Source organism: Dermacoccus nishinomiyaensis, assembly GCF_900447535.1.
In the GTDB taxonomy this organism is placed as follows: domain Bacteria; phylum Actinomycetota; class Actinomycetes; order Actinomycetales; family Dermatophilaceae; genus Dermacoccus; species Dermacoccus nishinomiyaensis.
Genome location: NZ_UFXX01000001.1, coordinates 1,709,743 through 1,723,212 on the forward strand (window position 1 = coordinate 1,709,743; position 13,470 = coordinate 1,723,212).

A 13,470-nucleotide genomic window follows, 5' to 3' on the forward strand; every position below is an offset into this window, starting at 1 on the left:
GAACTCACCGTGCTGACCCAAGGGTGCGCCGAGGCGTGTGCCGGGTGTCGAATCAGCTCGCAAAAAGTTCCTGTCGGCCTCGGCAGCCCTCGCTGTCGCGTACGGTTGGCGCGCACACCTCTCAAGGATGAAGGGCCCGTCGACCTTGTCACCCCCCGGCACCTACTCGTGACTGACTTCAGGACGTCCGAGATCAGTGGTGACGTGCTGATCGGCACGCCCACTATCTGATAGTTCGCTGCGCCTTACGTCAATGAACACCCACCTGTTCGTCGTGGTACCGCCAGCGCTGCACGCTCGATTGATGCTGATCCGACGAATGCATCGGGCGACCGTCGTCTCCACTCGCGCAGGTTCCTTGGGTGTGGTGAGTGCGGTGCCGAGGCCCGGCGCGCATCGTGCGAATGTCTCCGCCTCGGCGCGCCGTTCGGAGGCCAGCTCGCTCTGCCTGCCTGTCGAGGCGACAAGGATGTGACGGACCGCGCCCGCCCCCAGTGAGCTTTGCCGCGGCCGCGCTCTGGTCAGCGCAAGGGCTGGGCCGCACGAGTCGAGACCTCGGCCGCCGTAGCCGGGAGATTTTGTGCGGGCATGCGGGCCAGCGATGGTGGTCCTGGTGTCTGCGGGGTCGCTCGGCGCGCGTCAACGCTGGCGCCGCAGCGCATTGACCCGCGCATCCGGACGAGTTGATGACGTGGGTGTTGGCCCGTCGATGTGGGGCCTTCCCGAGAATTTTTTGGGTATGCCCCATCCAGGACGCGGCAGGCTCCGAACACTCCATAGTTCGACCTTCACGGCGGCCCCTGTCCGCCGGGTCGGGCACAGCTGAAAGGAACCGATCATGACGACTTTGCGAACGATCGCATCCACCGCGGGCGTGCTGGCCGCGACGACACTCGCTGCCGCCCCCCTCGCAGGTGCTGCAGCCGCCGGCGCGGCGACGCCCGCGCACAACGCGCCCACGTGGACGTTCCAGGCGAAGCTGACCGAGCTGAACCACAGTGGCGCCTGGTCCACCGTCTGGGGAAGTCTGCATGGTGACCAGCTGAAGCTGAAGATCACCAGCCATGGGCTGGCTGCGGGCGCTCCGCATGCGCAGCACATCCATGTCGGTGGCACGGGCACGTGCCCGAGCCCGAACGCCACGGGCACAGGCGTCAACGGCCATCTGCTGGTCAAGGACGCCATGAAGAACTACGGCATGCCGATGGTGTCTTTGACGACCAGCGGTGACACGAGCGCGAAATCAGCTCTGGCCGTCGAGCGGTTCCCCGCAGGTGATGACACCTACGAACGCACCATCACGCTGGATGCGAAGTCGCTGCAAGCGGTCAAGGACGGCAGCGCCGTCATCGTGCAGCACGGGATCGACTACAACAAGAACGGCAAGTACGACGGGCCCGGCAAGTCCGACCTCGACCCGAGCCTGCCCGAAGAAGCCACCGACCCGGCAACCTGCGGTGTGTTGACCAAGAGCCAGATGAACCAGATGCCCTCCGGTGGTGTGCAGACCGGAATCGGTCAGCACAACCCCACCTCCGGTTGGGCCACCACCACCGGCGCTGGTCTTGTCGCGGCGGGCGCTGTCGGCTTCGCGGGTGCCGGCCTGGCGCGCCGACGCCACAACCGCAGCGCACACAACGCGTGAGCGTCTGAGTTCGCTTCCATGACGTACCCTCCACGATCGGCCCGCCGCCACCTCATCACCGTGGTGGCGTGCGGGCTGCTCGTGCTCCTGGGCATCGGCGCCATGTGGTGGGGGCGTTCACATCAGTACAGACCACCCCCTGCCACAGCCGCCACATCTGCCCCGGCCACGCACGCCGCGGCACCCACATCATCGAGGTCAGTCCCGGTGAACACCCGCGGCACTGCCGACGTCGCACAACCAGTCAACGTCTCGATTCCCCGACTGGGCTTGTCCGAAGATTTGCTGAGCTTAGGGCTCGATGCGTCTGGTGCCGTGGCCGTACCGAGCGGAGCCGACGTACAGCGCGTGGCCTGGTTCAACGGCTCACCTCGGCCGGGTCAACCCGGCCCCGCAGTCATCGAAGGACACGTCATCACACCCGACGGCAACGGGCCCTTCCACGAACTCGCCGCTCTCAAAGCAGGCGACCGTGTCTCCGTACGCGATACCGCCGGAAAGACCCACGACTTCACTGTTTACCGAACCGCCCAATACTCCAAGACCACATTTCCTACCACCGAGGTGTACGCCAACACCGCCGGCCCAGAACTACGCCTCATCACATGCAGCGGAACATTCGACACCCGCACTGGCCACTACGACTCCAACACCGTCGTCTACGCCCACTAGAGAGCTCACCCCCGCTGTCTTCTCGCAGGTTGTGACGGCCACCCCCTCGGCCTTGTTGACAGCCCTACGGGCCCTGCCCGTCGTACGTTCAACGGCGCCCGCTCCTTGTGAAGCTGCCAGCTCGGAATGTGGGGGTGTGACCGGCGGTGCGGGGGTGGCCCAGTCCAACCTCGCCCCACACCACTGGCTGCGGACGCCGCCCTTAGCCCTTAGGGGACAAAGCGGCTAGGCGCCACGCTGCACGCAACCGACGATCGAGGATGAACCACGCACGGCCACTCCGAGTTGCTCAGTGACACGCCGTACGGCGCCCCATCTCCGCCACGCTACCCGAAATCGCCCACCTCAACCCCACGTGGATCCACTCAGGTTGACGCCCTCCGGTGGACACGAATCGCAGAGGGGTACGGCGCGGCCAGGTGCCTGGGGCGGCGTGGAAGGCCTGCGTCGGGGTGCGTCACGCCTATGAAGCCCACCCCAAGACGTGAGAGGCTTGCACGCATGAACACCGTGACTCCGAAGGACATTGCTGACGACGCGGTCGTGCTCGACGTTCGTGAGCAGGACGAGTACGACGCCGGTCACGCGCCGCGCGCCATCCACATCCCCCTCGCGGAGCTCCCGGCCCGCGTCGGCGAGCTTCCCGAGGTCGATGGCGACCTCCCCGTCGTCTGCCGCAGCGGCGGCCGCTCGAGTCGCGCCGTGCAATGGCTCGAGGGGCAGGGTCTCGACGTGGCGAACGTCGAGGGCGGCATGAAGCAGTGGCACGCCGACGGCAAGCCGATCCAGGCTGTCGGCGGCGGCGACGCCAACGTCATCTGACGTGAGCGACTCCCCCCTCTCGCGCCGCGCGCGGCGCAACGCCGACCCGCACCCTGCGGCCGAAGACGCTGCCGCCACCGGGTCCGACACGACCTCCTCGACGAGCGACACCCGCGATGGCGCCACGTTCGTCAGCTCCCGCAAAGCCACGTCGGCGCGTTCCTCGCGTGAGGACGCCACGTCCGCCGTCTCCGGCGACGCCACCTCGTTGCGCCCTTCGCGCGACGACGGCGCTACTGCTGCAACGGCATCCGGTGACGGCAAGCGTGCGCACAAGCCACGCTCGGCGGCTCGCACGTGGTTCGACCGCCTCATCCTCGTCGTCGCCGTCTGGGCGATCTGGGCGTTCATCACGACGTTCGTCGTGCAGCCGTTCCGCATCCCGTCCGGTTCGATGGAGAACACGCTGCGGGTCGGCGACCGCATCGTCGTCGCCAAGTGGGCGCCGCGATTCACGGACGTCAAGCGCGGCGACGTCATCGTGTTCAAGGATCCGGGCGACTGGACCGACCCCGTTCCGAGCGGCAACGTCATCACCGGAGGGATCCGCAAGATCGCCGAGGTGACGCACCTGTCCGCGAGCGGCAGCCACCTCGTCAAGCGCGTCGTCGGCGTCGGCGGCGACAAGGTCTCGTGCGAGGGGCCCGGGCAGAAGCTCACCGTCAACGGTGTCGCGATCACCGAGCCGTACCTGAAATCGGGTGTGCAGCCGTGCCAGGACAAGTTCTCCATCACCGTGCCCAAGGACAAGGTGTGGGTCATGGGTGACAACCGCTCGAACTCGGCCGACAGCCGCTACCACGACGACGGCACCGGACGCCTCGGCAGCGTGCCCGTCAGCGACATCACCGGCCGGGGTCTCGCCGTCGTCTGGCCGATCGGCAACATCGCCGGCGGCCACAACGACGAGGACGCCTTCTCGAAGGTGCCCGCCGCCAAGTGATCGGTTCACGCTGAACGATCATTCGCGACGGGGCGCCGCGGCCAGTGATGGCCCGGCGCCTCACCTCGTCTGGCCGTCGGTGCCACGGTTCTCTCAGGCTGGGATGGTGGTATGTCGGGCATGAATCCGAAGCTCGCGGTGTGGCGCGATCGTCTCCTCACGATCGTCATCATCTGGCTGGCATGGGCGCTCATCTCGACGTTCGTCGCCCAGCCGTTCAAGATCCCCAGCGGGTCGATGGAGAACACGCTCGGGGTCGGCGACCGCATCGTCGTCGAGAAGTGGAGCCAGGACGTGAAGCGCGGTGACGTCGTCGTCTTCGCCGATGACCTGCACTGGGAACCCGCGCAGGCCGCACCCACGGGCTGGCGCAAGGCGGTGCGCGATGTCGCGACGGCCACGCACATCGCCGCGCAGGGCAACCACCTCGTCAAGCGCGTCGTCGGCCTGCCCGGCGACATCGTCAGCTGCTCCGAGCCGAACGCAAAGCTGACGGTCAACGGCGTCGCCGTCGACGAGCCGTACCTGCAGGGCGGGCTCGACGGCTGCACGCCGAGCCCCGGGCAGGCGAGCAAGTGGAGCATCTCCGTGCCGGCCGGGCACATCTGGGTCATGGGCGATCACCGCGACAACTCCGCCGACAGTCGCTCGCACGACGACGGCACCGGACGCCTCGGAAGCGTGCCGCTGAGCGCCGTCACCGGGCGCGCCATCGCCGTCGTCTGGCCCCTCAACCACCTCGCCGGCGGCCACGGCGACGCAGACGCGTTCGCGAAGGTGCCCGCGCCGAAGAAGTGACCTCGGCACGCATTGCTGCCACGATGCGATGGGCTCGCTGGCAACTCCGAGGGACAACACCACGAGCCATCAATCATGCGGTGCATCGAAGGCAAGCACCGGGGTGCTCTCCGGGGCGGAGAACTCGACATCCGGCGCGGCTTCAGGCAGGCGGCGCCAAGCCGTCAGTATCCCGGCGCGGCGGGCAGGCCGAAGAGATTTTCGAGCGTCGCGATGTCGCGTCGCGCATGCATGAACGCTGCGACCTCGGGGCCGACGTAACGCAGGTGCCACGGTTCGGGTTCGTAGCCCGTCACAGCGCGCTGGCCCTCGGGGTAGCGCACGACGAAACCGAACTCGTGCGCATGAGCGCCCACCCAGCGACCCACGGGCGTGTCCTTGAATGCGGGCTCGAGCTCGTGCTGACGGTCGAGGCCCCGCACGTCGAGGGCCAGGCCAAGCTGGTGCTCGGAGTGGCCGGGGCGCGCGGAGTACGTGTCGGCGGCCTGCTTGCCGTCGCGCTCGGCGTAGGCGTCGTAGACGCTGGCCTGGTCGTCGAAGTCGCGGTGTGCGCTGACGGCTTCGAGCGCGACGTGCTCGCGCTCGGCGCGCGCGAACATTGCGTCGAGAGGCTTGCTCAGCCGCTCGTCGACCATGACGCCGTGCGCCGCGAGGAGCTTCTTCGGCTCGTCCGAACGTGCCAGCGCGAGGCGCTTGTTGACGACGCGCAGCAACGACGAGCGCAGCGCGTCCGGCCGCGTGTCGACGCTCACCGACGTGTCGGGCGCGCTCGGGGTGCTGATGTCGATGCGGCTCACGGCGGAGTGCTTGACCGGCAGCGCCACGACGACGACGCCACCTGCGGCGCGTTCGATGGCGACCGCGTCGTCCTGGTGCGCCCACAACTCGCCGTCATGGAGCCGCGCGACGACGGCGGCGACGTTCGGCGTCACGGCGAAGGCTCGCAGGTGCAGGGCGCGCAGCGCGTCCGCGTCAGTGCCGGTGACGAGCGAGGGCGATGTCGTCGATGCCGCCAGCGCCCCGGACGAACCCGCGATTCCGGCGGCTGCCGCCAGCGCGGCCACGGGTGCGGCGAGGGCCGCGCGGCGCGTCACGTCAGCCATGGCCCTCACCCTTCTTCAAGCCCCGTCGACAACGCCCACGCTCTGGCTGCACACCTGAGTGGGGGACGAACGAAAACGGGAAGACGATCTCGTCGAGGTCACGATATCGTCACGGCGGCATCCGCGTCACACCGGGCGCCGCCCCGGACCCGGCCTCCTCGCACGATGGCGAGTAACTCGCAGGGGGGCGCGCAGTTGGCTGCCTACCTGTGAGTTACCCGCCATGTTGTGGCCTGCGAACTGACATCACCCGCCAGGCATCTCGCGAGCAGGCTCACTTGAGCAGCTTGCTCATCCGTCGATCGGCGAGCGGTTTGCCGCCCGTCTGACACGTCGCGCAGTACTGCAACGAACGGTCGGCGAACGACACCTCGCGGATGACGTCGCCGCACACCGGGCAGGCCTCGCCCGTGCGCCCGTGCACGCGCATCCCGGCGCGTTTGGCGTCCTTGAGATCCTTCGCGGGCTTGCCGGCCGCAGCGTCGACGGCATTCGTCAGGGTCGTGATCAGCGCGTCGTACAGCGTGTCGATCTGCCCGGGCTCGAGCGATGACGTCAACGCGAACGGCGAGAGCTTCGCGACGTGGAGCACCTCGTCCGAGTAAGCGTTGCCGACGCCCGCGATCTCGTTCTGATCGCGCAGCAAACCCTTGATCTGCATGCGCCTGCTCGCCACGAGCTGCCCGAACGCCTCGCGGGTGAACTCGGGCGACAGCGGGTCGATGCCGAGCTTCGCGATGCCCGGCACGTCGACGACGTCACGCACGATGTGTACGGCGAGGCGCTTCTGCGTGCCGGCCTCGGTCAGGTCGAAACCGGAGCCGTCGTCGAAGCGCACGCGCAGCGCGATCGGCGACTTGCCGGGCCGCAACACCGTCGTCGGCAGCGCGTCGGACCAGCGCAGCCAGCCGGCACGCGAGAGGTGGAACACGAGCGACAGCCCGCCGCTCGTCTCGAGGGCGATCCACTTGCCGTGGCGGCTGACGGCGTCGACGACGAGCCCCACGAGCGCCTGCGGTGACGGGTCGAACGTCTTGAGCACGGCGATGGAGGCGAGTTCGACCCCGACGATCGCGCGCCCGACGATGCGCTCGTCGAGAAACCCGACGAGCCCGCTCACCTCTGGTAGCTCAGGCATGAACCTTCCCCCTCACCCGTCGCGCCTGCGGGGCCGCAATGGCGGCGACCGAACCACGCCCCGGATCGACGACCGCGCTCACACGTTCGTGGAGCACGAAACCGTTGGGCCCCTCGAGCCACGGCACGCCCGGCACCCGACCGGCCACGTCGTCCATCTGCAAGGGGTGGCCGTGGCTGAGCAGCTGCTGCGCGGGCGTGAGCTGACGGATGGCGATACCCGCGACGTGCTCGGGATAACTGAGCGCGAACTTCTCGTACAACGCCGGGTCGTGCTGGCCATCGTCACCGACGAGGAGCCAGCGCACGTCCGGGAACTCGGACGCGAGACGCCGCAGCCAGCGACGCTTGTGCTCCGGGCCGGAGCGGAACCACGCCGTCTCCGTCGGCCCCCAGTCCGTCAGCAGCAGCGTGCCGCGCGGAAAACCGCTGCGGCGCAGGAAACGCGTGAGAACGGGTTGGGTGTTCCAGGCACCCGTCGACAGGTAGAACATCGGCGCACCCGGGTGCCCCGAGAGCATCGAGCGATAGAACGCCGCCATGCCCGGCACCTCGCGACGCACCGTCTCGCGCACGACGAACGTGTTCCACGCCGCGATGAGCGGGCGCGGCAGCGCCGTGATGAGGGCCGTGTCGTCGATGTCGCTGATGATGCCGAAGCGCGCCTCACCGCTGATGATCTGCATCGCGGCGTGCGTGACGATGCCGTCGCACTCGATCGTCGCCTCGTGCCAGCCGTCGCGCAGGCCGTGGCCGACGACCTCGATGTCGAAGTACCCGCCCCGGTCGGTGTGGCCGACGGCGCGCGCGGCGCCGAGGCTCACCGTCACCTCTTCACCGGTCTGCGGGACGGAGAAGAAGGCCCGGAATCCGCGGCGTACGAGCGAGTCGTCGTGCGCGGCGGGCACGGCGGGCTGGCCGCTCTTGCCCATGACGACGCGGCCCAGCACGACGGCGCGCCCGCCCTCGGGGATGCGGCGCTGACGGCCGCTCGGCTGCCCCGACGCACGCCACGTCTGGGTCTTCGGGCGTGGGGCGCTGACGTAGGGGTTACGCCCCTCGAGCTCGGGGTCGACCGAGCCGAACCCGACGTACGGGAACACGCGCTTGCGCCAGTGACGCCGCTCGAGCAGCGTCGACGTCGAGCTGTTCAGCCGATCCTCGAGGCGGGAGGCGATGTGCGCGCGAGACATGCCACCACCCTATGACCCCGCACCGACAACCGCTGGGCAGCGGCGAGGACACGGGGCCGGGGCGGCGGTGAGCGGTCGATGCTCAGGCGTGGGTCAGGCCTGCGTCTTCGGCAGCGCGGCTTCGACGGTGGGGGTACCCGCGTCCTCGTCGTCCTTCAGCGCCGTGATCTCGCGGACGAGGCGCTCGAACTCGGGCGTGTCGACGGTGACGCCGGCCGCGTCGAGGCCCTCCTGCAGCTTGTCGGCGATCTTCGCGTCGCTCGCGCTGTAGTCCCACGACGTCGCGGTGTCGACGGCGGCCTGCGCGGCCTGGCGTGCGGCCTGCAGCTCTTCGTCGGTGTACGAGTTCATGCTCTGCTCCTTCGCTGTGGGTCGTGTCCGAGCACCTCGGACGCCTGCAGGCCAGTGCACCACGAGCCCGACGTCCGCCGCACCGCCCTTACGGGTGGCCGCCTCCCGCATGATCCGCGGGCAGCATCCGCCCGAATGGCACACGTGTGCTCGCCAGCCTGACGAAGCCGCTGCGTGAACGCGAGGGGACGTTTGACCCATCCTGGCGCCAAACCCTAGCCCTGGGGATGTCATGTCGACCAAAATGGGGGCATGGGAAAGAAGAAGTTCAAGACGCAGGACGAGACCTGGCAGCACAACTACCCGTACGACGTGAAGATGACACGTACGGAGTACGAGTACCTCAAGCGCCAGATGCAGATCGAACTGCTCAAGATGCAGGCGTGGGTCAAGGAGAGTGGCGAGAAGGTCGTCCTCATCTTCGAGGGGCGTGACGCCGCCGGCAAGGGTGGTTCGATCAAGCGCTTCAACGAACACCTCAATCCGCGTGGTGCGCGCACCGTCGCCCTCGACAAGCCGTCCGAGCGCGAGATGGGCCAGTGGTACTTCCAGCGCTACGTCTCGCACCTGCCCACCGCCGGTGAGATCGTCTTCTTCGACCGCTCCTGGTACAACCGCGCCGGCGTCGAGCGCGTCATGGGTTACTGCACCGACGAGCAGTACGACGAGTTCATGCGCACCGCGCCGCAGTTCGAGCAGATGCTGACGGGCTCCGGCATCCACCTGCGCAAGCTGTGGTTCTCCGTCGGCAAGGCCGAGCAGCTGACGCGCTTCGAGAAGCGCCGCACCGACCCGTTGCGTCAGTGGAAGCTGTCGCCCACCGACCTCGCCTCCCTCGACAAGTGGGACGACTACACGAAGGCGAAGGAGGCCATGTTCGAGCACACCGACACCGAGTGGGCCCCGTGGACGGTCATCAAGAGCAACGACAAGAAGCGCGCCCGCGTCGAGGTCATGCGCTACGTGCTCGACTCGCTCGACTACCCGGGCAAGAACACCGACTTCATCCACGCGCCCGACCCGCTCATCGTCGGCCCCGCCAAGCACATCCTCGACGAGGGTGAGGGCGGCTTCCAGGAGGGCTACCCCGACCGTCACGACGGCGGCAAGACGCCGACGCACACGGCCCCGAAGTCGAAGTCGGCTGCCAAGGCGCGCGCCAAGGCCCAAGCCGAGGTCAAGGCGCTCGAGATGCAGCGGGCCGCCGAGTCCATCGCGCGCGGTGACGGCGACAAGTCGGCTGAGCAGAAGTCAGCCGAGGCCAAGGCGGCCGAGGGGCGCTGACGCCGCTCACGCTCGCGCAGGCGAACACGATGGCGGGTAACTCACAGGTAGGCGGGCAACTTCGCGCCTACTCGCGAGTTACCCGCCATCATGACGTTCGGGGTGGGTGGCTCGGGGGTTCGTGACGCCCGGGTCAGGGGGCGACGAGACGTCAGGGTTGAGTGTCGGCGCGCTGCTTCGCGAGGCGTCCCTCGAGGATCTCGAGAGCGGCGTCGAGCGTCGCAAGTTCGTCCTCGCTCATGCCGTCGAGCAGCGGGACGACGACCTCGGCGCGCGCCTCGCGTGCCTTCGTCAGCGTCTCCCGGCCTGCGGGCGTCATCGTGACGAGCGTCGCGCGCCCGTCGCGCGCGTCCTGTGAACGATTGACGAGGCCGAGGCCCTCGAGGCGTTTGACCTGCGTCGTCATCGTCGGTTGAGACGAGTTGTCGGCCGTCGCGAGATCGCCGATGCGTGACGGGCCGAGGTCGTTGATGAGGGAGAGCAGCCGCAGCTGAGCCGCGGGGGCGGGCAGCTGCGCGTGGCGTGACGCCCATCGGTTGAGCCGAGCCACGACGAGCAGCAGACGGTCGCCTCGTGAAGTCGTCATGCTCGCCATCGTAGGACCCGCGGGCGGCTCGAGGGGCGAGGTCAGCGTCACCGCCTCACCCCGACGGGCGGGGTGAGGCGAACATCGTTCACTGCGGCCGCAGTTCGCGCTTGAGAATCTTTCCGGTCGCGCCCTTGGGCAGCGTTTCGATGAACGTCACGTGGCGCGGGTACTTGTACGCGGCGACGCGCTCCTTCGCGAAGGCCTTGACGGCGTCGGCGTCGAGGTTCGAGCCCTCGGTGCGCACGACGAAGGCGGCGACCTCCTCGCCGTAGTGCTCGTCCGGCACACCGACGACGGCGACCTCCGCGATCTCTGGGTGCTCGTACAGCACCTCCTCGACCTCGCGGGGGTAGACGTTGTACCCGCCGCGGATGATCATGTCCTTCGAACGGTCGACGATGAAGTAGAAGCCGTCCTCGTCCTGGCGGGCGAGGTCGCCGGTGTAGAACCAGCCGTCGCGGATGGCCTTTGCCGTCTCCTCCGGCTTGTTCCAGTAGCCCTTCATGATGTTGTGCCCGCGCACGGCGACCTCGCCCACCTCACCGACGGGCAGCGGGTTGCCGTCGAGGTCGGCGACCTTCATCTCGACGCCCTCGATCGGCGTGCCGATCGAACCGGGCTTGCGCTGCGCGTTCGGGTGGTTGAACGACGCGACGGGTGAGGTCTCGCTGAGGCCGTAGCCCTCGAGGATCGTCGCGTCGAAGCGCTCCTCGAACTTGCGCAGCACCTCGACGGGCATCGCCGAACCACCCGAGATGCAGGTGCGCAGCGACGCGAGCTTCACCTCGGGCGCCTTCGCGGCCGCCGCGAGCATCGCCTGGTACATCGTCGGCACGCCCTCGAAGACGGTGACCGAGTCACGCTCGATGATCTCGAGCGCCTTCGTCGGTTCGAAGCGCGGCAGAAGGGTCAGCGTCGCGCCCCTGGAGACGGACACGGCCATCGCGCACGTCAGGCCGAAGACGTGGAACAGCGGCAGGCAGCCCATGACGACGTCGTCGGACGTCACCTCGACGAGCGTGCGCGCCGTGACGTCCTGGTTCTTCTCGAGGTTGTCGTGGGTGAGCTCGGCCCCCTTCGGGCGACCCGTCGTCCCCGAGGTGTAGAGGATGACGGCGGTGTCGCTGCCATCGCGCTCGACGATGTCGGACGTCGGCTCGAACTTCGCGAGCAGGCTCTGCAGCTGATCGTCACCGACCTCGACGAACGTGACGCTCTTCTGCTCGGCCGCCTTGGCCATCTCACCGGCCATGCCGAACGCGAGCTTCACGCCGGCGTCCTCGAAGTAGTAGTCGATCTCGCGCCCCATGAACAGCGGGTTCATCGGCACGAGAACGGCGCCCGCGCGCCACACGCCGTACGCGACGACGGGGAACGCCGGCACGTTGGGCAGGCTGAGCGCGACGCGATCCCCGACGCCGACCCCCTGGTCGGCGAGGAAGGTCGCGAGTCGTTGCGTCGCGTCGTCCAGCTGCGACCACGTCAGCGTGAAGTCGTCGAGCTTGATCGCGACGTCGTCCGGCTGGCGCTCGGCGGTGCGCGTGAGGTTGGCGGCGATGTTGAGCTCGTTCGTCATGACGTGATCCTAATCACTCAGCCCGGGTGTTCAGTGACCCGGGTCACGCATGTCTCGAAACCCCGCCGCCGCACCCGTCAGCTGCTCGAGGTGATCCTGCAGCACGTCGAGCGCCCAGTCGCACGAATCACCCGGCCCCTGACGGATGAGTTGCAGCGCCAGCCCGTCGAGCAGGGCGTGCAGACGCCTGGGCTCGGAGTCGGCGCTTCGCGATCCGGCCAGCAGGCCGACCGCGTCGAGGCGGCCGATGACGATGACGCACATCTGGCGCAACGCTTCGTCGGACTTGGTGCACTCCTCGCGCATCTGCGGGTCCGCCAACGCGCTGATGGACAGAGCCAGCCAGACCTCCATCTCGACGCGGCGGTCTTCATCGAGGGGCAGGACGTGGGTGCACGCCTGCCACGCGAATTCGCGGGCGTCGAGGTCCACTGGCAACGCGCGAAATCGTTCGACCCCGCGCTGGAGCACCAGCTCCAGACAGAATCGGACGAGGCTGCGCTGCGTCGGGAAGGAGCGACGCAGTGAGCCGACCGCGAGATCCGCCTGCGCGGCGACGTTGCGAACCGACAGGCTCCGGATTCCCCGGCTACGGAGCACCTCCCATGCCGCCTCTGCGATGGCGATCTCTCTCGCGGCATGATCGATGACCTTCGGCATCCCACCACCTTAGTACGGTCGTGCTAACTTGTTTTTGGTACAACCGTACTCATTGGGAGGGTCATGATCGTCGCCATCATCGCTGCCTGCGAGATCCTCTTCTGGGTCTTCGTCATCGCGGGCCTGGCCGCGCGCTACCTCCTCGAGCGCCGGCGCCTCGGAGCTGCCCTGCTCGTCATGGCCCCCGTGACCGACCTCGTCCTCCTCGCCGCCACGGCCATCAGCCTGCACCGCGGTGACGCGGCACACCTCGGGCATGCGGTGGCCGCCGTATACATCGGATTCAGCGTGGCCTACGGCCATCGCATGATCGACTGGTGTGACACACGTTTCGCCCATCGCTTCGCGGCCGGGCCGGCGCCCGTCAAGGCGACCGGGGCGACCTACACCCGCCAGTGCTGGGCCGACGTCGCGCGGACGAGCGTGGCCGCGGCCATCACCTGCACGCTGACGGCGGTACTCATCGCGATCGCAGCCGACACCTCGTCCGCGGGCGCACTTTCGGGCAATTACACGTGGATGGGCGTCATTCTCGGCCTGGACGTGTTGTGGGCCGTCAGCTACACGCTGTGGCCACGACGCGCCTCGAAGAACGGCTGACACCACGCCGAAGGTGGGGCGCAGATCCGGGAGCGCCCGGATGCTCATGGTGGCAAGGTGGACATGCCAACCGACGACTCGAGCGACGAGGAACCGT

Annotated in this window: 14 protein-coding genes; 7 read left to right on the top strand and 7 right to left on the bottom strand. The window is 68.3% G+C overall.

What is annotated here, in order from left to right; translation table 11 throughout:
* Positions 1-838: 838 nt before the first annotated feature.
* From DYE07_RS07925 to lepB (DYE07_RS07945), 5 genes are all read left to right on the top strand, one after another.
* Positions 839-1,645 carry a hypothetical protein gene (locus DYE07_RS07925; RefSeq protein ID WP_074046303.1) on the top strand — a complete coding sequence of 269 codons (807 nt, stop codon included), beginning with the start codon at positions 839-841 and terminating at the stop codon, positions 1,643-1,645.
* A 207-nt stretch (positions 1,646-1,852) separates the two neighbouring features.
* The gene (locus DYE07_RS07930) at positions 1,853-2,317 is read left to right on the top strand and encodes a sortase domain-containing protein (RefSeq protein WP_165584848.1); all 465 of its coding nucleotides are present in this window, start codon (positions 1,853-1,855) and stop codon (positions 2,315-2,317) included.
* 501 nt (positions 2,318-2,818) lie between these two features.
* A complete protein-coding gene (locus tag DYE07_RS07935; RefSeq protein WP_006943527.1) occupies positions 2,819-3,139 on the top strand; it encodes a rhodanese-like domain-containing protein in 321 nt (106 codons plus the stop codon).
* Position 3,140: 1 nt separating this feature from the next.
* Complete coding sequence (gene lepB, locus DYE07_RS07940) at positions 3,141-4,082, top strand: signal peptidase I (protein WP_172462970.1); 942 nt, start codon at positions 3,141-3,143, stop codon at positions 4,080-4,082.
* Between the two features lie 120 nt (positions 4,083-4,202).
* Complete coding sequence (lepB, locus tag DYE07_RS07945; protein ID WP_172462971.1) at positions 4,203-4,880, top strand: signal peptidase I; 678 nt, start codon at positions 4,203-4,205, stop codon at positions 4,878-4,880.
* A gap of 164 nt (positions 4,881-5,044) precedes the next feature.
* On the opposite strand, the gene DYE07_RS07950 is transcribed toward lepB (DYE07_RS07945), so the two are convergent.
* The 4 genes from DYE07_RS07950 to DYE07_RS07965 all read right to left on the bottom strand — a co-directional run bounded on the left by DYE07_RS07950 (position 5,045) and on the right by DYE07_RS07965 (position 8,664).
* Complete coding sequence (locus DYE07_RS07950; protein WP_115296713.1) at positions 5,045-5,983, bottom strand: M15 family metallopeptidase; 939 nt, start codon at positions 5,981-5,983, stop codon at positions 5,045-5,047.
* Between the two features lie 274 nt (positions 5,984-6,257).
* Positions 6,258-7,121: an Fpg/Nei family DNA glycosylase gene (locus DYE07_RS07955; RefSeq protein ID WP_038566453.1), complete on the bottom strand. Its 864-nt coding sequence runs from the start codon at positions 7,119-7,121 to the stop codon at positions 6,258-6,260.
* On the bottom strand, positions 7,114-8,313 hold the full coding sequence (locus DYE07_RS07960) for an App1 family protein phosphatidate phosphatase (RefSeq protein ID WP_115296714.1): 1,200 nt from the start codon (positions 8,311-8,313) through the stop codon (positions 7,114-7,116). Before DYE07_RS07960 ends, DYE07_RS07955 begins: the two co-directional genes overlap by 8 nt.
* Positions 8,314-8,406: 93 nt before the next feature.
* Positions 8,407-8,664, bottom strand: a complete 258-nt coding sequence (locus DYE07_RS07965) for a hypothetical protein (RefSeq protein ID WP_006943508.1) — start codon at positions 8,662-8,664, stop codon at positions 8,407-8,409.
* Between the two features lie 252 nt (positions 8,665-8,916).
* Here DYE07_RS07965 and ppk2 point away from each other — a divergent pair, with 252 nt between their 5' ends.
* Entirely contained in the window at positions 8,917-9,948 is a 1,032-nt protein-coding gene (gene ppk2 / locus DYE07_RS07970) for a polyphosphate kinase 2 (RefSeq protein WP_062256158.1), read from the top strand.
* Positions 9,949-10,099: 151 nt separating this feature from the next.
* Here the strand turns inward: ppk2 and DYE07_RS07975 are convergent, their stop codons facing one another.
* The 3 genes from DYE07_RS07975 to DYE07_RS07985 form a co-directional block, all read right to left on the bottom strand.
* Positions 10,100-10,534 carry a MarR family winged helix-turn-helix transcriptional regulator gene (locus tag DYE07_RS07975; protein ID WP_040014252.1) on the bottom strand — a complete coding sequence of 145 codons (435 nt, stop codon included), beginning with the start codon at positions 10,532-10,534 and terminating at the stop codon, positions 10,100-10,102.
* Between the two features lie 88 nt (positions 10,535-10,622).
* Positions 10,623-12,113 (bottom strand): long-chain-fatty-acid--CoA ligase, encoded by a 1,491-nt coding sequence (locus DYE07_RS07980; protein ID WP_074040119.1) that lies wholly within the window; start codon positions 12,111-12,113, stop codon positions 10,623-10,625.
* A gap of 30 nt (positions 12,114-12,143) precedes the next feature.
* Positions 12,144-12,773 carry a TetR/AcrR family transcriptional regulator gene (locus DYE07_RS07985; RefSeq protein WP_074040117.1) on the bottom strand — a complete coding sequence of 210 codons (630 nt, stop codon included), beginning with the start codon at positions 12,771-12,773 and terminating at the stop codon, positions 12,144-12,146.
* 63 nt (positions 12,774-12,836) lie between these two features.
* Between DYE07_RS07985 and DYE07_RS07990 the strand changes: the two genes are divergently transcribed.
* A complete protein-coding gene (locus tag DYE07_RS07990) occupies positions 12,837-13,373 on the top strand; it encodes a hypothetical protein (protein WP_062256154.1) in 537 nt (178 codons plus the stop codon).
* The last annotated feature ends 97 nt before the right edge of the window (positions 13,374-13,470 follow it).

Excerpts from the sequence above, each read along its gene's own strand:
- DYE07_RS07925 (WP_074046303.1), top strand. The coding sequence starts at position 839 with ATGACGACTTTGCGAACGATCGCATCCACCGCGGGCGTGCTGGCCGCG.
- DYE07_RS07935 (WP_006943527.1), top strand. The coding sequence starts at position 2,819 with ATGAACACCGTGACTCCGAAGGACATTGCTGACGACGCGGTCGTGCTC.
- lepB (WP_172462971.1), top strand. The coding sequence starts at position 4,203 with ATGAATCCGAAGCTCGCGGTGTGGCGCGATCGTCTCCTCACGATCGTC.
- DYE07_RS07950 (WP_115296713.1), bottom strand. The coding sequence starts at position 5,983 with ATGGCTGACGTGACGCGCCGCGCGGCCCTCGCCGCACCCGTGGCCGCG.
- DYE07_RS07955 (WP_038566453.1), bottom strand. The coding sequence starts at position 7,121 with ATGCCTGAGCTACCAGAGGTGAGCGGGCTCGTCGGGTTTCTCGACGAG.
- DYE07_RS07960 (WP_115296714.1), bottom strand. The coding sequence starts at position 8,313 with ATGTCTCGCGCGCACATCGCCTCCCGCCTCGAGGATCGGCTGAACAGC.
- DYE07_RS07965 (WP_006943508.1), bottom strand. The coding sequence starts at position 8,664 with ATGAACTCGTACACCGACGAAGAGCTGCAGGCCGCACGCCAGGCCGCG.
- ppk2 (WP_062256158.1), top strand. The coding sequence starts at position 8,917 with ATGGGAAAGAAGAAGTTCAAGACGCAGGACGAGACCTGGCAGCACAAC.
- DYE07_RS07975 (WP_040014252.1), bottom strand. The coding sequence starts at position 10,534 with ATGACGACTTCACGAGGCGACCGTCTGCTGCTCGTCGTGGCTCGGCTC.
- DYE07_RS07980 (WP_074040119.1), bottom strand. The coding sequence starts at position 12,113 with ATGACGAACGAGCTCAACATCGCCGCCAACCTCACGCGCACCGCCGAG.
- DYE07_RS07985 (WP_074040117.1), bottom strand. The coding sequence starts at position 12,773 with ATGCCGAAGGTCATCGATCATGCCGCGAGAGAGATCGCCATCGCAGAG.
- DYE07_RS07990 (WP_062256154.1), top strand. The coding sequence starts at position 12,837 with ATGATCGTCGCCATCATCGCTGCCTGCGAGATCCTCTTCTGGGTCTTC.